Origin of the sequence: Fodinibius sediminis (assembly GCF_900182555.1) — a bacterium.
In the GTDB taxonomy this organism is placed as follows: Bacteria; Bacteroidota; Rhodothermia; order Balneolales; family Balneolaceae; genus Fodinibius; species Fodinibius sediminis.
This window is the reverse complement of the sequence record NZ_FXTH01000024.1, coordinates 1-18,704: the sequence shown is the minus strand read 5'-3', so window position 1 is coordinate 18,704 and position 18,704 is coordinate 1. Positions and strand designations below refer to the sequence as shown.

Below are 18,704 nucleotides of genomic sequence, written 5' to 3'. Positions count from 1 at the left end.
TATTTCAGGCATACATAGCCGCCATCCCGTGGATGACAGCTGCTGCAGAATCAGAATACGCCCCTACTGATCGTTTAAAAATAAAAGAGAGAGAGGATTAAGAGAGAGGCTGATGATCGAATACAGCGTAGTGGAACGGGACCTCCCGCTGCCACGCGCTGATCATCAGCATAATCGACCCCTCACCCAGCTTCTGCTGTTGGGGGCAGCCGGTCTGCTCCATTGTACGGATACTTTTAGAAAAGTGCCTCAAGGATGGCAGCAATAAGCCATCCCATCAATACCAGCAGACCAATAGCCAGTAAAAGAAGTCCGATGGCCACAGCCCAGAGCAGCCAGCGGCTGTATTGCTCGGTGGTTCGGGCATCCCGGCGATATTCTTCCAGCAGCTCGGCATTGCGGATATTGGCCTTCCATCCCACATCAAAAAGATCGCCCAGCAGTGGAACCGCCCCAATTACTATATCCATCAGTACATTAAACCCTATCCGAAGCAGCACGGAAGGCGGTACATCCGCCCGCAGCCCCAACAAAATATAGTAGCTGGAAATCATGCCGGCAATCCAATCACCCGCACCGGGCACAAGGCTGATGATGGGATCCAGTCCAAACCGGATATTCGTACCCGGAATGGTGAAGCGGCTATCCAGCCATTCGGCCAACTTTTGGGAATGAGAAGACAGGGGGTCATTGGTTTTTTGGGCCATTATTGCAAGGGATTGATTAGCATAATGTGCAAACCGCTTTCATCAAGGCTTGATACAGCCGGTAAGCATATTATATCACAAAAACACGCAAAGCAAATGTAAAGTTGGACATCCTTTTCTGAAGAGTGGAAATAGTAAAATGCCTTATATGGTTTGAGATAATCAATCTCCCTGAATCCCTCTCCAGGAGGAACTTTGAGGTTGGAGACGTAATCAAAGTGTTCCTCCCCCGATAGTTTTCGGGACAAGCTTCGGAGAAGGAGGACAGGAGGATTGAACAAATGCTGGTAAATTTACTAACCCGCCACGAATTCAACCGTTAAACAAGGGAGCCATTAATTGCCGCCCTATAGCTATACAAACTCCTTGCGTTTTTCAGCCCGTTTGCGCTCATTGGGGTCCAGATAAACCTTGCGAACCCGCAGACTCTCCGGAGTAACCTCCAGCAGCTCATCGTTATCGATGAATTCAATATACTGCTCCAGGCTCATCTTTCTGGCCGGGTCAATTTTGACAGCATCCGCACTTTGGGTGGCCCGGTGATTCGTCAGGTTTTTCTTTTTCACCACATTGACCACTAAATCATCCGAGCGTTTGTTGATACCTACAACCTGCCCCTGGTATACTTCATCACCCGGCTCAACAAGAAAGGTGCCGCGATCCTGCAGCCCTTCCAGGGCATAGCTGGTTACTTCCCCCTTTTCCAATGCAATCAGCGTTCCACTGGTACGTCCCGGGATCTCGCCGGCAAAGGGTTCGTAGCTGTCAAACTGCTGGTGCATAATACCCGTGCCGCGTGTTTCCGTCAGCATTTCGCCGCGAAATCCTATGAGGCCCCGCGAAGGAACCTTGAAAATAAGGCGGTTATTCTCTCCCTCCTGGGTCATGGAGGTCATAATGCCTTTTCGCTGCTGCAGGTTATCAATCACACGATTACTGTAGTCCTGATGTACATCCACCACCACTTCTTCATATGGTTCATGGCGCTGCCCGTCAACCTCCCTGAAAAGTACTTCCGGGCGGGATACCGCAAATTCGTACCCCTCGCGTCGCATGGTTTCCGTCAGGATCGCCAATTGCAGCTCTCCACGACCGGAAACCTTGTATACATCGGGGTTTTCGGTCTGCTCCACCTGGATGGAGACATTGGTGCGAATTTCGCGCATCAGGCGGTCCTTGATCATATTGGAGGTCACGTATTCCCCTTCCCTTCCGGCAAAGGGGGAATCATTTACGCGGAAAAACATAGCCATGGTCGGCTGATCAATATCATAGTAATCGAGAGTCGTCATGTCAGCCGTATCAGTCAGCGTATCCCCGATATCCACCTGCTCATAACCCGCCAGGGCAAAAATATCACCGGCTACTGCTTTCTCGACCGGCTCGCGTTTCAAACCGTTAAAGGTGAAGAGCTTGGTGGCGCGGGCCTTTTCCTTGAGCTCCCCGTCGCGATCCAGCAGCGCTATCTGCTGATTCACTTCAATCGTTCCCTGTTCAACGCGCCCGATGGCAATGCGTCCAACATAATCGTTCCAGTCGATGCTGCTGACCAGCATCTTGAAAGGTGCATCCAGTTCCTGCTCCGGAGGGGGAATCTGTTCTACAATCGTTTCAAAGAGCGGCTGCAGATCCTCATTGTCGTCTTCAAGCTCATATTTGGCAATCCCGTTGATGCCTTCAGCATAGATAATGGGAAAATCGAGCTGCTCATTCGAGGCATCGAGCATCACAAAGAGGTCAAAGATTTCGTTCAGCACTTCATCGGGACGTGCGTCTTTCCGGTCGATTTTATTAATCACAACGATGGGCTCGTATCCCATCTGCAGGGATTTTCGGAGCACAAACTTCGTCTGCGGCAAAGGCCCCTCGGCGGCATCAACCAGTATGATCACGCCATTGACCATTTTGAGAATTCGCTCCACCTCACCGCCAAAATCCGCGTGGCCCGGGGTATCAACAATATTTATTTTGGTCTCCCCCCATTTGACGGCCGTATTTTTGGAACTGATGGTAATCCCTTTTTCGCGTTCCAGGTCACCTGAATCCATCACGCGCTCGGCAACCTCCTCGTTTTCACGAAATGTGCCACTCTGCTTCAACATTTGATCAACCAAGGTTGTCTTGCCATGATCAACATGTGCAATGATGGCAATATTTCTAAGATCCTGATACATAAAAAAAGAAGTAATATGTTAATGTAGCTGTGCCGGGCATCCCGTCGATGCACGGCCCCGTCGGGGCGAGTTCACCGTACAGCTCTTTCAAGTGTGTATATGCCGAAACAGTCGATTGTTTCGAGCCTGCAAAGATACGGTTTTATTTGCCCAATTCATTATCTGTATTTCTTCTTTTTTACAATCCCGGCGTTTTTCCGGGCATCCCGGTCGGCAGCTTTCCCTTCCCCAGCTACCCCTCCAACCACATACCTTTTGAAACGATCGATATTCTGAACATGGAATTCCCGACACCGCCCGCTGATATTTTGGCAAGAATGGACTTTATGGGTTACCTTTATGAATCTCATTATCAACAGAACCTCTTATTTTACAGCGACATGGATTTAGAAATAAACGACCACCGATTCATTGTATGCGGCGCAAGTAGTGGATTTGGCCGCGCCATTTCGGAACGGCTGCTCCGCGAGCAGGCATCGGTTATTGTTGTAGCCCGGCGGCAAACCAAGCTACAGGAACTAAAGGAGGAGTTCGGAGACCAGGTAGCTGTTGTAGCGGGCGATCTCACCGATGAAAACACTCATAATGAGATCGAAGCTACCATTGGCAACCACCCCCTGCACGGTGTCGTCTTCAACGCCGGCGGGCCGCCCGCCCTTACCCCCCTCGAGACCGCCATGCCCGACTGGGATAACGCCTATGAAAACGTGATGCGCTGGAAAATTGAACTGGCCCACCGCCTGGTTTCCTATTTCACCAAGAACAGCTACGGTCGGATGCTTTTCATTGAAAGCAAATCCGTGAAGCAGCCTATTCCCGGGCTGGTCCTGAGCAATGCCTTCCGCGCGGGCATCGTAGCCTTTGCAAAGTCCCTTTCGACAGAAATAGCCAGGCAGGGCGTCACGGTCAATGTGCTGGCCCCCGGCTCCCACGATACCCCGGCCATCGAACGGGTCATCCAGAAAAGAACAAATAATTCCGATCAGTCTTTCGAGGAAGTCAAGGAAGCCATGGAAGCGGCCATTCCCGTCGGACGCTTTGGCAAGGGTGAAGAGCTGGCCTCCCTGTCTGCATGGCTGCTCTCCCCCCACGCCGGTTACGTCACAGGACAAACCATCAGCCATGACGGCGGAAGTATTCAAAGCCTTTTTGGTTGAGGTAGTTATTAGTTGTAAGAGATTGGGGGATTCTACATTTCATGCCAGGGATAAACCTAACAGTTCATTCTTAATTCGAAACTGAATATGTGGCATCAAACAAAAATAACGCTCTCTGCTAAATCCCGTGGATTTCATATCATCACGTCCGAAGTCCTGGACCAGCTGCCTGAAATAGAACAGATCAAAAAGGGCCTCGCCCATTTTTTCATCCAGCATACCAGTGCCAGCCTGACGATCAATGAGAATGCGGATCCTTCGGTGCGACGGGATTTTGCCGCACACTTTAAGCGGATGGTCCCGGAAGATACTTCCCTGTATGAACATACCCTGGAAGGACCCGATGACATGACCTCTCATATCAAAAGCTCCCTGCTGGGGGCTTCGGTAAGCATCCCCGTCACCAACGGTTCACTGAACCTCGGCACCTGGCAGGGCCTCTATCTCTGTGAGCACCGGAAGCAGGGCAGTCGTCGCAAGCTGGTCGTGACATTGCACGGCGAATCGTGAGCATAGCTACTGCTATGATAATGGAAGGCTCAAGTGAGTCAACGATTCAGAAACTTGCCTTTCAGCTGCGATCCCCGCAGGGGGGGGCTTGGAAATCGGTCACATCAATACCGACCCTGCAGAGCATGTTTTGAGTCATACTTCCGTCATACACAGTACCAGACTTGATATTTCCGCTGCCATGAACGAACAGGCAAAGAAACTCAATAAAGCATTTGTTGACCAGGAACGGGCTTCCTTTCCCTTGTACGGGGGAGAGGCACTCCCCTTGCCCGATCACGAGTTCCACAAAATGATAAGCGTCAATACCATTTATTTCTGGGAATACCCGCTCACAATATTCGAAGAGTGCCCACGGCTGCTGGCCTACGCAAAATATGGGTTCTGTCTCCATGGCTGGGATGATGTCGAACAGCCGGTGATCCAAGCCTCCTTTCAAATCGCCGATACACAAACAGAAACTGAAGCAATAGAACGCAAAGACGGATCAACCGTTGAGCGGACGTTTACCACCATAACCCTGAAAGCATAACAGGTCCGTGACTACACCATTCATTTCCAGGCTGCGCCGGGGCATCGCTTATCTTCAGGAAGTTTTCCGTGACGAGCAGTTTTATCTGAGCCTGCGTCATACGGTGGGTGCCTTTATTCCCCTGGTCGTCTGCGAACTGATCGGTTATGAAACCCTGGGGCTGGAGTTGATGCTCGGCGCTTTTTTTGTATCTGCGGTCGATATTGCCGGAACCCTGCGATCCAAGGCAACGGCCCTGCTCATTACCACGGCTATATCCATCACCATAACGTTTTGCATCCTTGTTGTGGGTAACAACCTGCTGATGCTGCCCCTGCTTTTTCTATTTATCTTTGGTCTGGCATATATCTCTCCCTTCAGCCTGCGCTATACCCTGATGGCCGTCATGGGGTATATTGCTATCATCCTGGCCATCAGCATGGTCGGTCGTTTCAGTAGTATAGAGGGCATCCTCTGGCATTGCTTCCTTTTGCTGTGCGGATCGCTCTGGTATTTCGTTTTCGCGATGGTGATTCACTGGTTTGCCCGAACGCGGGAGATCAACCGGCGAATAGCCGAATGCACCCGGCAGACGGCCCAATACTTTCAACAGCGGCTGGCCCTGCTGGAGCCCGGCACCAACCATGAGCAGGGACTGCTGGAGTTAGCCAGGCTGCAGCAGCAGCTGAGCGAGACCCAGGAGAGTGCCCGCGAACTGCTGTTCAGTGACACTTCCCTCCTGGCCGGCCGAAGCTCCGAACGCCGTCGTTTCTATCTCATCTTTATTGAACTGGTGGACATGCATGAACTGGCCGTGGCCACGCCTATCGATTATCCCCGAATACGGGAGCTCCTGCACCGCTACCCGGAGTACAACATCATTCGCTCCATTATCGCCCGCATTAACCGGGAGATGCACAACCTGGCCGACATTCTGCTGCATAATGCCGACTATGCCGGGCACCTTCAGCTGGGCGATAATTTAGACCAGCTTCGCAGCCAGCTTCAGGAACTGAAAGAACAGGTGCTGAAAGAAGAGAGCACAGATGAAGAGGCGTACCATGCGCTGCGCCGCATCGAGCTGTACCTGCACCGCCAGCTTCAAAAGGTAGAGGTCATTCAGAATGCTGTCCTGAATCGTAAAACTTACGAAGAAAAAGATGTCCAGCAGGCCACCGCCACCGAAGTGGATACCAAAGATCTCCCGCAGTTTGTGACCCCGAACCCACTGAACTGGAACAGCGTTCTCGGCAACTTCAGTTTTGAATCCAGCTACTTCCGCTATGCACTGCGTACGGCTACTACAGCTGTGGCCGGATATGCCCTGGCCGGGCTCCTGCAATTCCAAAATGCGTACTGGGTACTGCTGACGGTACTGGTGGTCATGAAGCCGGGATACGGCGTTACGCGGGAACGTTTTTATCATCGCATTATCGGCACGCTCATCGGGGCCCTCATCGCCTACGGCATCTACCAGCTGAATCCGTCTCACACGATCTCCCTGGCCCTCTTCGGGGTGGCCCTGACCCTGGCCTTTACGTTCGTGGTCCATAATTATACAGTCGCCTCTACCTTCTTTACCATCTTTGTGATCTTTCTGTACAGTTTCCTGAATCGTGAAATTCCCTCCATGGTGGTTTTTCGTGTAGTGGATACGCTTCTGGGTGCAGTGCTGGTCATTTTAGCTATCCGCTACCTCTGGCCTTACTGGGAGCATCAAAAATTTCCTGCGCTGCTTCGGAAATCGCTATGTGCCAACAAGGCCTACCTGCAAAAGGTGCTCAAGCATCTTTTTGAGGGTACCTTCCACGAGACGGAGTACCGGCTTGCCCGTAAAAAAGCGTACGTGGATATGGCGAATCTCGTTTCCTCGTACTACCGGCTAACCGGCGACCCCGAATCCAAGCAGAAGAATGCCAAATTTTCGTATGATCTCGCGCTGCTAAGCTACATGATACTCTCCACCACGACCTCACTGGGCATTTTTGTACAACGGCATCGGCAGCAGGCCTTTGATTACCAGGAATTTCGACTGATCGGAGACGGGATCATTACAAACCTGGACTTCTCCATCAGCGAGCTTGAACAGGCCACGGAGCTGCATAAGGCCCCCTCCGAAATATCCAAATCAGAGGATATCGAACAAGCCGGGGACGACCTCGAACAACAGCTCCGGCAGCTTAAACAGCAGCTCAAAAAACAGCCGACCGACCAGCAGAATCAAACATATGTCAAATATGCTCAGATAAACTACCTGAGTCAGCAACTGGGCTGGATGCTTGAGCTCAGCCGTACCATTGCCAAGCACGTCAAACGGCCCGGATAGGATTTACGCTTGCGTAAGAAGCTTAAAATCAGTAGGCTTTTAGCCGAATATCCGGCACGGGTATTATCATCCTCATTCACCTAATTGACCGTAAAAAAGAAAAGAACCATGGATATTGACCAAATTTTCGAAAACAACCGCGAATGGGTTTCGGAAAAACTCAATCTGAACGAAGACTACTTTAAAAACCTCGCCAAGGGCCAGGAACCGAACATCCTCTATATCGGGTGCTCCGACAGCCGGGTAACCGCGGAAGAGCTGATGGGAGGAGGCCCCGGGGATGTGTTCGTGCATCGCAATATTGCCAATATGGTGCCCAATACCGATCTGAGTGCCATGTCCGTTATTGCTTATGCCGTCACCCATCTTGAAGTGGATCATGTGGTGGTATGTGGACATTACAATTGCGGGGGCGTTAAGGCGGCCATGGAATCCGCCGACCTGGGCATTCTGAACCCCTGGCTCAGAAACGTCAGGGATGTGTACCGGCTGCATAAGGAGGAACTCAACCAGATCGAAGATGAGGAAGAGAAATACAAGCGGCTTGTTGAGCTCAACGTTCAGGAACAGTGTGTCAATGTGTTGAAAACATCGGATGTGCAGAAGGCCTACAACGAACGCTCCATAACCGTCCACGGATGGGTCTTTGACATCCACAGCGGCAGGCTTGTAGACCTGGAAGTAAACTTCGATGAAATCCTGGAGGATATCATGGAAATTTACCGGCTGTCCTGATCCATGTTCACGCGGCTGCCCTGCCGCAACAGTATCACTCCAAGAAAAGGGCTTCACATGGGCCCTTTTCTTTTTTTCTCCCTGTCGCCATCAGCAATTTCTGCCTGCCCATCCCCCCTTCCGTCACTTCCCGGTTCTACTTCGCTTTACTCACTGAATGGCTGTAAAACATCTGTGTCGGTTGGTTTTGGGACTGAAATAGTTATTTTCAGATATAAACGAATGTGAATAACCAATGCAGAATATGGATAAAGCAATCATTGGAGTCGTCGGAGCCGGAACCATGGGCCAGGGCATAGCTCAGGTCGCCTCCACCAACAATCACCGCGTCTATCTCTATGATGCCTATCCTGATCAGCTGGGAAAGGCCAGGCATGCCCTGCGAAAGATCCTGCAGCGACAGGTCGAAAAAGGTCGGATGGGACAGGACCAAGTAAACGGCATCATGAAACGTATCCACTTTGTTGACGACCTGACGAATTTTGATCAATGCCGCCTGGCTATCGAAGCCGTTCCCGAAGATCCGGAGATCAAAAAGGACGTACTGATGCGGCTTGAAGGGATTGTACCCCGCAGGGGCCTTTTGGCAACCAATACCTCCTCTCTTTCCATTGCTTCTCTGTCGGAAGCCCTCAAAAAGCCCGGTCGTTTTCTGGGAACGCATTTTTTCAATCCGGCCCCCGTTATACCGCTGGTAGAAATTGTGCCGGGGCTCTCCACAACTGGGAAAGCAATAAAAGCCGTCCGCAGACTCATCGACGACTGGGACAAAACCACGGTTCTGTCGAAAGATACACCCGGCTTTATCGTTAACCGGGTTGCCCGTCCCTTTTATAATGAAGCTATCCGCCAATACGAGGAGGGCGTAGCCGATGTGCCGACTATCGACTGGGCCATGAAAGAGCTGGGGGGCTTTCGGATGGGGCCTTTTGAACTGATGGATTTCATTGGTCAGGATGTCAACTATAAGGTGACAGAAACCATTTTCAAAGAGTTCTTCTATGATCCGCGTTTCAAGCCCTCCCTCACACAAAAACGAATGGTCGAAGCGGAACAGCTGGGCCAGAAGTCGGGAATGGGTTTTTATAATTACGGGGAGGACGCCAACAACCCTGAGCCGACACGCGACAGGGAAATAGGCCAGACAATCGTACACCGCATCCTGGCCATGCTGATCAATGAGGCGGCCGACGCAGTCTTTATGAATGTAGCCACGGTCGAAGAGGTAGACCTGGCAATGACAAAAGGGGGCCAGTATCCCAAAGGACTGCTCCGCTGGGCCGACGATATTGGCCTGCGGGAAGTACTTGACCGGATAACCCGGCTGCAGACGGAATACCGGGAAGATCGATACCGGCCGAATCCACTGTTAAAGCGAAAAGTACGCAACGGCGAAACCTTTTATTAGGAAGCCAGGGAGGGCAGACTGGAATTCCAAGCTCCTCCCGGATTGCAGATTCGGAATTCGAACTGGACAAGGCTATTTTTTAGAGGGAAAGGAGAGCATACCCGCCTGCATGATGCACAGGTAATATGTGCAGGAAATGGGTTCAAGACAGTCATTCAACCAGGAAATATTCAAAACAAAATCATGATGCCCAGAACTGGAGAAATACAGACCGCCATAACCAATCATATCGGAACGATTGAATTTTATCACCCCAAGGGCAACTCGCTGCCCGGCCCGATGCTGCGGGATCTGGCGGAGAGCATCACGGAGATGGGGGAAAAATCATACGTGCATGTTATCATACTCCAAAGCCGGGGCGACGGGGCCTTCTGCGCAGGAGCTTCCTTTGATGAACTCATGGCCATAGAAAGTTATGAGGAGGGAAAGTATTTCTTCATGGGCTTCGCCTCAGTACTTAATGCCATGCGCCAGTGCCCCAACCTGATCATCGTACGCGTGCAGGGCAAGACGGTGGGCGGGGGCGTGGGCATTGCCTCGGCCGGCGACTATACCCTGGCCCATACCTCCGCCGCCGTCAAGCTCAGTGAGCTGGCCCTTGGCATCGGCCCCTTTGTGGTGGGGCCCGCCGTAGAACGCAAATTGGGGACTTCAGCTTTCAGCGCCCTCGCAGTGGATGCGGGCAGCTGGAACGACGCTGAATGGGCCCGGGAGAATGGCCTGTTTGCCAACATCTTTAAAACCCGTGAACAGCTGGATAAAGAAGTGAATGCCCTGGCCCGGCAATTGTCAGGATACAGCCCCGATGCCATGAGGGAACTCAAGAAAATGCTCTGGAAAGGAACCGATGACTGGGATCAGCTGCTGGAAGAACGGGCGGCGATCAGCGGGCGACTGGTGCTCTCCGATTTTACCAGAGACTTTATCAGGGACTTTAGGAATTCGTCATGAATCATACCAGTGTACAGTACGTGCTCCGGGATATGGCGGATCCAGAAATTGCCGACCATTCCAAACGTTTTTTCAAAACAGGAAAAGGCGAATATGGCGAAGGGGATCGGTTTCTGGGCATCCGTGTTCCCCGTATTAGGAAAGTAGCACGACGCTTCGCTCATCTTCCACTGGATGAGATCGAGCACCTGCTGCATTCCGTATTTCACGAAGAGCGGTTGTGTGCCTTAATCATGTTGGTCCTGAAATCAAAGAAAGCCGACTCGGAACAGAGAAAACGGCTTTACGATCTCTACCTAAACAATACAAAGTATATTAACAACTGGGACCTTGTGGATACTTCCGCCGAGCATATTGTGGGCCGCTACCTGGAAAATAAGGATCGAAAGATTTTATATGATCTTGCAAGATCTGAAAATCTCTGGGAGCGGCGTATCGCCATCATGAGCACATTCCCTTTCATCAGGGCCAATGATTTTTATGATCCCCTCTCCCTTGCCGAGATCCTTGTGAGTGACGGCCATGACCTTATCCACAAGGCGGTAGGATGGATGCTCCGGGAAATTGGTAATCAGGAGCGCCGCACAGAAGAATTATTTTTAGACCGCCATGCACCGCAGATGCCGCGGACCATGCTGCGCTATGCAGTTGAGAAATTCCCGGAAGAACGGCGGCAATATTATTTGAATATATAAAGGTCACTGCCCCCCGGAGAGTCTTTTTACCTGTTCGTAATATCGCCATTTTGACGGCAAATATATCCTCCCCGCCATGTTTAACGGCCGAATTGTTAAAATTATCTTTAGAGGCTGTCAAAGCTGTTCTCCCCCAAGAGAAGCGGATATTCACCATCAACAAGAAGTGTGTGCTTCAAGAGCAGACAGCATTCCCGTTTCCATCGGTGCTTTCGTTTTTATAACCAGCCATTTTGTCGATCCATTTCTCTCCCTGTGTTCCATAGAATGAAGAAGCTGCAGGCCCTTACTGTTTCAGGTCAGGAAAGACTGCAAAAGCGGGCAGGCGCTCAAAAGGCGATCAGGGCTTCAATCTTATCGGTGATCTTCCGGGGATCCGGCATCACCGCATCCATCAGGCCGGTGTTGTGCGGCACCGGGATATCAGGCATGGTCAACCGTTCAACAGGGGCATCCAGGTACTGAAACGCTTCCCTTGCTATCACAGCGCTTATTTCGGCACCGAATCCGGCTGTCCGGGTATCCTCATGTACAATCAGGCAGCGATTGGTCTTCCGTATCGACTGCAGCACAGCGTCCCGGTCCCAGGGCATGAGGGTTCGCAGATCCAGCAAATCCACCGCGATATCCATACCTTCCACTGCCACCTCGCAGGCCCGGCACATCGCCCCCCAGGTTATGATGCTAAGCTCTCCCCCTTCCCGCAGCCTGCGGGCCTGTCCGAATGGTACTGTAAACTGGTCACCCGGATAGGGCCGGCGGGCATATCTGGCGTCCAAAAGATTACGGTGTTCAAAGAATATAGTGGGATTGTTACTTCGCATCGCAGATCGAAGAAGGCCTACCGCATCCTGTGCATTACTGGGGAAAGCCAGCTGCCAGCCAATAGAACGGGCAAAAAACACCTCGTCGCACACGCTGTGCCACGGATCTCCGCATTTGGCAAAGCCTCCCGCCAGACGCACCACTATGGGAGCAGCAAAGGTATTGGCCGTGCGCCAGCGGACGGTTCCGCAGTTGTGGAGCTGCTCGGTGGCAGGATCAGCATATTTACGAAACTGGATTTCGGCCACCGGCATCAGCCCCGCATAAGCCAGTCCCACGGCACGACCGACGATTCCCTCTTCCGAAAGGCTGGTATCAAAGACCCGGGTTTCACCATACTTGGCCTGCAGGCCCATGGTTGCTGCATGCACCCCGCCCTTGGCGCCAACATCCTCGCCTAAAACCATCACCCTGGAATTCGTTTCCAGCTCGTAATCCAGCGCTCTACGAATGCCCTCTACCATGTTGATCCGTCCTTTTTCAGGCCGCGGTCTATTGCTGCCCGGCGGAAACCGGTGGGGCGACGGGGCGATTCCTCCCACACGCTGTATCTCCGGATTACCGTCAGCCTTTGTCTCAGCAAATACATACCGGGTTACCTGCTCCCTGTCGGGTTCGGCGCGGGAAAACACTTGTTCGGCGGCTTGATCCACGGCCTCCTCCGCTTTCCTCGCGATACGGATCCACTCCTTCTCCGGCACCAGGTCCGGCACCAGGAAAGCCTGCAATTTCTTCAGCGGATCCCGTTCCCGCTCCTGCTGCAGCAGATGCTCTGACTTATACGATTGGTTATCCTGGTAGGAGTGGCCATTCAACCGCGGTACAGAAAGGTGCAGCAGAGCGGCCCCCCTGCTTGTGCGTACATGCTCAACCGATTCGCGAATAAGGCGCAAGGCGGATTCCGGCTCGGTTCCATCGCCGTCAAAGATGCGCAGGTTACCAAAAGAGTAGAGATTGTCGGCAATGTTTCCGCCGGGCGTCTGGTAATGCGCCGGCACTGAAATCCCGTAGCCATTGTCCTCTATAAAAAACAGGACAGGCAGCTCCTGGGTTGAAGCCACAGTCAGGGCTGACCAGAAGCCGTTCGTTGCCACCGATCCGTCCCCTCCCAGGATCACGCAGATCGCCTGGCTGTAGGACCTATCCTGCAGCACCTCAATATGATACCGGATCCCCTCGGCCCACCCCACTCCCGGGGTGTACTGGGAACCGACATCCCCTGCTACCGGCAGCACCGTCGTGGCTCCCTTACCGGCTTTATTACAGACAACCCCAATATCACGGCCGTCGCTGTAACTCCCGGATTTAGCCATGGAAGCTGCCAGGGCATCCTCCAGCGACACCCCGAGGGCCAGCATAAGAGGCCGGCAGCGATAATAGGCACTGACCGCGTCATGAGGATGAGTGAGATGGTGGGCAAGGATAGTCTGTGTCAGCTCATGGCCGCGGGCCGAAAACTGGTAGAAAACCTCTCCGCCGGGCACCAGCTCATGCTCTTCCTTGTCGTCTATCGCCCGGGAATGCAGTATATGTCGAACAATCTCCTTCCACTCGAGTGCATCCATCGCCGGCAAAATCCTCTCTTGCCCTTGTCGTTTAGCCATAATGTTCATCAACTTTGTTTGCCCAATACTGCGGGCAGCGGCCTGAAAACAGCGAAACAACAACCACTGACCAGGGAACCGGATTACAGGTCTTGGAGCTGTACAATGCCGTGATCATATATGAATATGATTAAATTCAGCCACTAAAACAACGAGCCTGACCGGCGTAACTCTTAATTTCTACGTTGTGAGATCCGTTCGGTATGCTTACTTTCATCATCAAAAACAGCTTTATGTCGAAAGTTATTATTGTTACCGGGGCAAGCCGGGGCATTGGATTTGAAACGGCTCAGCAGCTGGCCGACCGGGGCCACCGTGTGTTTGCTGTAGCCCGTTCAGCCGGCCCGCTCGGGAAGTTACAGGGATTGTTTCCTGAACAGATTAATGCGGTACCTGCCGATCTCACCGACGAACATTCCGTCGGCCGCCTGGTGGAAGCCATATCCTCCGAAGTTGATGGAGTAAACATACTCATTAACAATGCAGGAGTCCTGATTAACAAGCCTTTTGAGGAGCTCAGCCTTGATGAATGGCGCGCACAACTCGACAGCAACCTGATCAGTGCGGTCAATATCACGAAACAATTGCTGCCCCATTTTAATACAAAAGGACATATTCTCAATATCAGCAGCATGGGCGGGTTCCAGGGCAGTACCAAATTTCCCGGCCTATCGGCCTACAGCGTCTCCAAAGGAGCATTGAGTATTTTAACCGAGTCGCTCGCCGCAGAGTTCAAAGACCGGCAGCTTGCCGTCAATGCGCTGTGCCTAGGCGCGGTTCACACGGAGATGTTTGAAGCGGCCTTTCCCGGTTTTGAGGCACCGGTGAGCCCTGAAGAGATGGGCAGCTATATTGCGGATTTCTCGCTGAGCGGGTCTACCTTTTACAACGGTAAAATCCTGCCCGTTGCACTGGAAGATCCTGAATAATCTCAGGCGATAACCGACTCCACTGTATACAGCTAACATTAAAATGTAATTTGATCACATGAAAAAATACATACTGCTACTGTTATTAGCTGGCTTCACTATTTCAACCCTGCCCCGAAACACGCAGGCCCAGTCTATCAAGCTGTTGGGCTACAATACGCTTAACGGGGCCCTAAATGGTGTACTTCTGGGCGGGGCCACCATGGCTCTGCAGGATAGCGATGAGTTTGGTCCCATCCGCGTTGGGCTGGGAGCCGGTACACTTTACGGCATTGGCGTAGGCGTGCATGATATGTCGATCACAGACAAGGGAAAGCAGTTCTATATCTCCGGTACCTTTAACGATGCCACCAATTCCTCCGTCATTCCCCTGCTGGATACGTTTTACGGGGCTGCCGGTGGCGCCCTGATCGCCTCATCGGTCTCGCTGATCATTAAAGAACCTCTGGTGGAAGCCCTTCAATATGGTTCCGGCATCGGGGCGTGGGCTGGTTTTGGCTTCGGCCTGGTAGATGCTTTTTTCCTTGCCGAAGGGCCTGATTTTGCACGGGCCTCCGCAGCTGCCCCCTCCAGCGCCGAGGGCTTTATTACCTACCGGAACAGCAATGAATCCATTGAAATAGGCATGATCCAGCCTGATGTTTTCAGGCAGACCCGTCTCTCATCGCGTACCCTGACGACATCCTTGAAGCCATCGTTGACCGTGATGAATCTAAGTGTGGATCTCTAACAGCTCAGCTCTCGCCCTCGTAATCGTCGGGCGTCTCAAAACTGGAGCCTTCTTCCGGGTCCTTGGCCAGTGCCAGGAACCGGATGAGCTCCTTAACGGTATTGACGTGGCCAGAAAGGGAGGGATGCAAACCATCGCTCAGGTAATTCCAGGCCGCTACGTCCTGGCCGGCCCCGTCTTCGTCATGCTCATCATCCTCCTTCATACGTTCGCCCAGCGGATCAACGATATATCCCTTCTTGCCGGTCAGGATTTCCCGGATACGGCTCAGGTCTTCCTCGAAAAGATCAAAATTAAAGAGCGGAATCTGCTGAAGCATCTCCGTGATGACTGGCGGCGGGGTCATCCAGATAAGCGGGTTATCGGTAATCTCGCTGACCGTGGATTCAATGGTATTCAAATTCTCCCAGTAGTCGGCCAGCGATACCAGCGGACGGTCGGGGGCCACGTGCAGCCGCTGAGCGTCGAAGGTCCCCAGGGCTACAATCACCCAGTCCGGTTCGTGATCCAGTACATCCCGGTTGAGGCGCTTGAGTGCATCCGTTGAGGTGTCATAGGATACACCGCTGTTAATAAAGCTCAATTCGGGATCCTCCAATCCAATCTCCAGCACGTTCTCAAATATTTTAAACCACCCCTGAAGATCATCGGTTATCGAGTCGCCAAAGGCAACAATGGTATCCCCTGGCTCGAAGGGAAGCTCTTCAATCCATTCGGCCACTTCAGGATCCTCAAGGAGCTCTACGGCCGCCTGCCGTGCATTGGAGGCAAACCGATCCCGTAACTTTAGCAGTTTTTCTCGTTCAATACCCATCAATCCGGCGATGGCTTCTTCATTTTCAATACCGGGCAGCAGGGGATATCGTTTTTCAAGGTTTAAAAACTGCAGCAGGTATTTCTCCAGAACTTCAGCCTCTTCTTCCGTTGCTTTGTAGTCAGACATGTATCTAGCGTTAATCTGTTAAAATGATCTCAGGTGAAACTACGATTATCCTTCTAATAATTGATTTACCAGCAGCGGCGTTCCTTTCGCCGCGGTCTTCGGTAAATGCTTCCATTCAGATCCTTCAACCAGGTCGGGCTTATCCGGATCGATAACAAATTTGAGGATACCCGGCCGTGCTAAATCCACGAGGCCTGCCGCGGGATAAACGACCAGAGAGGTGCCGATGACAACCAGAATGTCGGCCTCAGGGATAAGGGCCGTGGCTTCAGAGATCCTGGGTACCGGTTCACCGAACCACACGACATGCGGTCGCAGCTGCGCCCCGTCTTCCGCCTTATCCCCCAGCTCAACAGGGTCCCCTCCGATATCGTAAATAAGGGACGGATCCTTCTCGCTTCGGACCTTGGTCAGTTCACCATGCAGATGGATAACATGACTGGATCCCGCCTGTTCGTGGAGACTGTCCACATTCTGGGTGATAATGGTAACCTCATAGTCGGTCTCGAGCTCAGCCAGGGCGAGGTGCCCGGCATTCGGATCGGCTTGATGGGCCTGCCGGCGGCGCTTGTTATAGAAGTCGAGCACCAGTTCTTTATCCTGCTCCCAGGCCTGCGGGGTCGCTACCTGACGTATATCATGTCCTTCCCACAGCCCGTCGGAATCGCGGAATGTCTTAAGTCCGCTGTCCGCACTCATCCCGGCGCCGGTCAGTACAACTACCTTTTCCATGACAAGAGCGTGGAATAAAACTTAGGAGTGAATATATTTGGGTGCAATACTCTCCAGCCAGGAGCTCCCCTCCTCGTAATCCTCCACCACATCAGGAGTCTTTTCGTTGATAAAGGTAGTGACCATCCGTTCCACGTCAGATCGCAGGGTCTTGATGGTATTCTCTATCAGCTTTTGATTGAACCCCTTATCGCTCAGCCGAAGGGTAAATTCGAGGGAGATAACCCGGCTCAGTATCCGTCCCAGTTCCACAAGACGGTCTTGGGCCAGTTTGTTGTCAATCTTGAAATCGAGCAGTTCCGTAAAGTAGTCGGATGCCCGCTCAGTGAGTTTGAAATCACTCAAAAACGTGCTCAGGTTCTCCAGCTTGAGCCTGCGCATCCGCTTCAGTACGGCCTCCGATATTTGTTGGTACAGAATATCGTTGGATCCCTCAAAGATCTGGAACGGCCGACTATCAATCAGGGCTCTGCCCGCGATATGATCAAGACGGTAGCCCTTGGCGCCGGTCAGCTGAAGCAGTGATTGCGCTGCCTGCTGCATCAGATCTGTTGTATAGGTTTTGATGGTGTTGGCAGCGATATCCATACCTGACACATCCTTGTCAATCGGTACATTATTACTGGTGTAGGCACACATGGCCGAACAGATGGTGAATGATGACTGCAGACGGTTTAATCGTTTTTTGACCTGATCATAATTGAAAAGGCTTTGTCCGCCCACCGAGCGCTCCTTACAATGTGTGACGCCTTCCACCATCATGCGCTTGAGAAATCCAATGCCCATGCCCGGAAACTGAAGCCGGCTGCGATGCAAAATGTCAAGCATCATTTTGATGCCTGTTGAACGGGGCTGCAGCCTGTATTCTTCAGGAACAGTGATATTAATTTTATTACGGCCATAGGGCAGCATGTAGAGCCCAAGGTTCTTGTAATATTCTTCCACTTCAATGCCTCCGCGCCTGCTGTCATGAATAAAGAACCCAATATCCCGTCCCAGTTTGCCTTCACTTTTTTTTCGTCGTGCGGTAATCAGCCAAAAATCGGCCGCCCCCGTCAAACCAGCCCAGTGTTTTGTGCCCTCCACCTTGTACGTCACATGATCATTACTATCCGATTTGCTGAAGGAAGTCTCCATGCGCAGGGCATCCGATCCGAAATCAGGTTCGGTAATCATCAGCCCTCCCATATTGTTTTCCTTCAGAAAACGATCGAATATCGGTTGCTTTACCTCTTCAGAGCCATAGTTGGCCACCGGTTGCAAAAAGAGGGCCCCGTTGATTCCCATCATCAGCGAGAGGGGAAGTGATTCGTAGGAGCTTGCCTCCAGCATGGCAAGCGCTTCATGGGTATAGGCGCCTCGCCCCCCATATTTTTCAGGGATGAAAACACTAAGGGGTTTACACTCCATCACCTGTTGAAAGATGGAATGAGGCAGTCCCCGGCTCAAACTAAGTTCATTGATATCTTCTTCCTTATTAAAAAGCTCGTTGAGCTTTGTTTTATACCGATTGATAAACTTTGAAAATTCCATAGACAGTACTGAAAAAGTTGAAAATAGAAGCTTCACATGAAGCTTTATGGGTTTTTCGGATAAGCCTGATCCTATTTTAGCCCTAATATACTGATTTTGAGTTTATTGGTACAACTATTGCATTATAGATCTAGTTATATTCTGCCGGTTGGGGGTTACAAAAAAGGCCCTTCACGGGGCTGCCATGAAGGGCCGGAGTAAAAAAGAGAGCAGGAGGGGACCTACGCTTCCGCC

Annotated in this window: 16 protein-coding genes; 10 read left to right on the top strand and 6 right to left on the bottom strand. The window is 51.9% G+C overall.

The window, feature by feature from the left end; genetic code table 11:
* Positions 1 to 236 precede the first annotated feature (236 nt).
* On the bottom strand, positions 237 to 707 hold the full coding sequence (locus tag FN808_RS17730; protein ID WP_142715961.1) for a DUF4112 domain-containing protein: 471 nt from the start codon (positions 705 to 707) through the stop codon (positions 237 to 239).
* A gap of 353 nt (positions 708 to 1,060) precedes the next feature.
* Positions 1,061 to 2,881, bottom strand: coding sequence for a translational GTPase TypA (gene typA / locus FN808_RS17725; protein ID WP_142715960.1), 1,821 nt, complete (start codon positions 2,879 to 2,881; stop codon positions 1,061 to 1,063).
* Positions 2,882 to 3,027: 146 nt separating this feature from the next.
* On the opposite strand from typA, the gene FN808_RS17720 reads away from it, so the two are divergent.
* The 8 genes from FN808_RS17720 (at position 3,028) to FN808_RS17685 (ending at position 11,174) form a co-directional block, all read left to right on the top strand.
* Positions 3,028 to 4,038, top strand: coding sequence for an SDR family oxidoreductase (locus FN808_RS17720; protein WP_185958488.1), 1,011 nt, complete (start codon positions 3,028 to 3,030; stop codon positions 4,036 to 4,038).
* Positions 4,039 to 4,125: 87 nt separating this feature from the next.
* Positions 4,126 to 4,548, top strand: a complete 423-nt coding sequence (locus FN808_RS17715) for a secondary thiamine-phosphate synthase enzyme YjbQ (RefSeq protein ID WP_142715958.1) — start codon at positions 4,126 to 4,128, stop codon at positions 4,546 to 4,548.
* An 88-nt stretch (positions 4,549 to 4,636) separates the two neighbouring features.
* On the top strand, positions 4,637 to 5,080 hold the full coding sequence (locus tag FN808_RS17710) for a class I SAM-dependent methyltransferase (RefSeq protein ID WP_185958487.1): 444 nt from the start codon (positions 4,637 to 4,639) through the stop codon (positions 5,078 to 5,080).
* Between the two features lie 7 nt (positions 5,081 to 5,087).
* A complete protein-coding gene (locus FN808_RS17705) occupies positions 5,088 to 7,385 on the top strand; it encodes an FUSC family protein (RefSeq protein ID WP_142715956.1) in 2,298 nt (765 codons plus the stop codon).
* A gap of 108 nt (positions 7,386 to 7,493) precedes the next feature.
* Positions 7,494 to 8,120 carry a carbonic anhydrase gene (locus tag FN808_RS17700; protein ID WP_142715955.1) on the top strand — a complete coding sequence of 209 codons (627 nt, stop codon included), beginning with the start codon at positions 7,494 to 7,496 and terminating at the stop codon, positions 8,118 to 8,120.
* 244 nt (positions 8,121 to 8,364) lie between these two features.
* Positions 8,365 to 9,528, top strand: a complete 1,164-nt coding sequence (locus tag FN808_RS17695; protein ID WP_142715954.1) for a 3-hydroxyacyl-CoA dehydrogenase NAD-binding domain-containing protein — start codon at positions 8,365 to 8,367, stop codon at positions 9,526 to 9,528.
* A 186-nt stretch (positions 9,529 to 9,714) separates the two neighbouring features.
* A complete protein-coding gene (locus tag FN808_RS17690; protein ID WP_185958490.1) occupies positions 9,715 to 10,479 on the top strand; it encodes an enoyl-CoA hydratase/isomerase family protein in 765 nt (254 codons plus the stop codon).
* Positions 10,476 to 11,174, top strand: a complete 699-nt coding sequence (locus FN808_RS17685; protein ID WP_142715953.1) for a DNA alkylation repair protein — start codon at positions 10,476 to 10,478, stop codon at positions 11,172 to 11,174. Before FN808_RS17690 ends, FN808_RS17685 begins: the two co-directional genes overlap by 4 nt.
* A 329-nt stretch (positions 11,175 to 11,503) precedes the next feature.
* Here FN808_RS17685 and FN808_RS17680 read toward each other — a convergent pair whose 3' ends face one another.
* Positions 11,504 to 13,603 carry an alpha-ketoacid dehydrogenase subunit alpha/beta gene (locus tag FN808_RS17680; RefSeq protein WP_142715952.1) on the bottom strand — a complete coding sequence of 700 codons (2,100 nt, stop codon included), beginning with the start codon at positions 13,601 to 13,603 and terminating at the stop codon, positions 11,504 to 11,506.
* A 233-nt stretch (positions 13,604 to 13,836) separates the two neighbouring features.
* Here FN808_RS17680 and FN808_RS17675 point away from each other — a divergent pair, with 233 nt between their 5' ends.
* The gene (locus tag FN808_RS17675) at positions 13,837 to 14,532 is read left to right on the top strand and encodes an SDR family NAD(P)-dependent oxidoreductase (protein ID WP_142715951.1); all 696 of its coding nucleotides are present in this window, start codon (positions 13,837 to 13,839) and stop codon (positions 14,530 to 14,532) included.
* 58 nt (positions 14,533 to 14,590) lie between these two features.
* The gene (locus FN808_RS17670; RefSeq protein ID WP_142715950.1) at positions 14,591 to 15,262 is read left to right on the top strand and encodes a hypothetical protein; all 672 of its coding nucleotides are present in this window, start codon (positions 14,591 to 14,593) and stop codon (positions 15,260 to 15,262) included.
* A gap of 4 nt (positions 15,263 to 15,266) precedes the next feature.
* On the opposite strand, the gene FN808_RS17665 is transcribed toward FN808_RS17670, so the two are convergent.
* The 3 genes from FN808_RS17665 to FN808_RS17655 are packed head-to-tail and all read right to left on the bottom strand — an operon-like array spanning position 15,267 to position 18,470.
* Positions 15,267 to 16,205 carry an SGNH/GDSL hydrolase family protein gene (locus tag FN808_RS17665; protein ID WP_142715949.1) on the bottom strand — a complete coding sequence of 313 codons (939 nt, stop codon included), beginning with the start codon at positions 16,203 to 16,205 and terminating at the stop codon, positions 15,267 to 15,269.
* Between the two features lie 45 nt (positions 16,206 to 16,250).
* On the bottom strand, positions 16,251 to 16,937 hold the full coding sequence (locus FN808_RS17660) for an SIR2 family NAD-dependent protein deacylase (protein WP_142715948.1): 687 nt from the start codon (positions 16,935 to 16,937) through the stop codon (positions 16,251 to 16,253).
* A gap of 21 nt (positions 16,938 to 16,958) precedes the next feature.
* Positions 16,959 to 18,470 (bottom strand): acyl-CoA dehydrogenase family protein, encoded by a 1,512-nt coding sequence (locus FN808_RS17655; RefSeq protein ID WP_142715947.1) that lies wholly within the window; start codon positions 18,468 to 18,470, stop codon positions 16,959 to 16,961.
* Positions 18,471 to 18,704: the final 234 nt, after the last annotated feature.

What these genes read in the sequence shown, in the direction of transcription:
- FN808_RS17665 (WP_142715949.1), bottom strand. Translation starts at nt 16,205, where the DNA reads ATGTCTGACTACAAAGCAACGGAAGAAGAGGCTGAAGTTCTGGAGAAA.
- FN808_RS17675 (WP_142715951.1), top strand. Translation starts at nt 13,837, where the DNA reads ATGTCGAAAGTTATTATTGTTACCGGGGCAAGCCGGGGCATTGGATTT.
- FN808_RS17690 (WP_185958490.1), top strand. Translation starts at nt 9,715, where the DNA reads ATGCCCAGAACTGGAGAAATACAGACCGCCATAACCAATCATATCGGA.
- FN808_RS17700 (WP_142715955.1), top strand. Translation starts at nt 7,494, where the DNA reads ATGGATATTGACCAAATTTTCGAAAACAACCGCGAATGGGTTTCGGAA.
- FN808_RS17695 (WP_142715954.1), top strand. Translation starts at nt 8,365, where the DNA reads ATGGATAAAGCAATCATTGGAGTCGTCGGAGCCGGAACCATGGGCCAG.
- FN808_RS17730 (WP_142715961.1), bottom strand. Translation starts at nt 707, where the DNA reads ATGGCCCAAAAAACCAATGACCCCCTGTCTTCTCATTCCCAAAAGTTG.
- FN808_RS17670 (WP_142715950.1), top strand. Translation starts at nt 14,591, where the DNA reads ATGAAAAAATACATACTGCTACTGTTATTAGCTGGCTTCACTATTTCA.
- FN808_RS17685 (WP_142715953.1), top strand. Translation starts at nt 10,476, where the DNA reads ATGAATCATACCAGTGTACAGTACGTGCTCCGGGATATGGCGGATCCA.
- FN808_RS17715 (WP_142715958.1), top strand. Translation starts at nt 4,126, where the DNA reads ATGTGGCATCAAACAAAAATAACGCTCTCTGCTAAATCCCGTGGATTT.
- typA (WP_142715960.1), bottom strand. Translation starts at nt 2,881, where the DNA reads ATGTATCAGGATCTTAGAAATATTGCCATCATTGCACATGTTGATCAT.
- FN808_RS17660 (WP_142715948.1), bottom strand. Translation starts at nt 16,937, where the DNA reads ATGGAAAAGGTAGTTGTACTGACCGGCGCCGGGATGAGTGCGGACAGC.
- FN808_RS17655 (WP_142715947.1), bottom strand. Translation starts at nt 18,470, where the DNA reads ATGGAATTTTCAAAGTTTATCAATCGGTATAAAACAAAGCTCAACGAG.
- FN808_RS17680 (WP_142715952.1), bottom strand. Translation starts at nt 13,603, where the DNA reads ATGGCTAAACGACAAGGGCAAGAGAGGATTTTGCCGGCGATGGATGCA.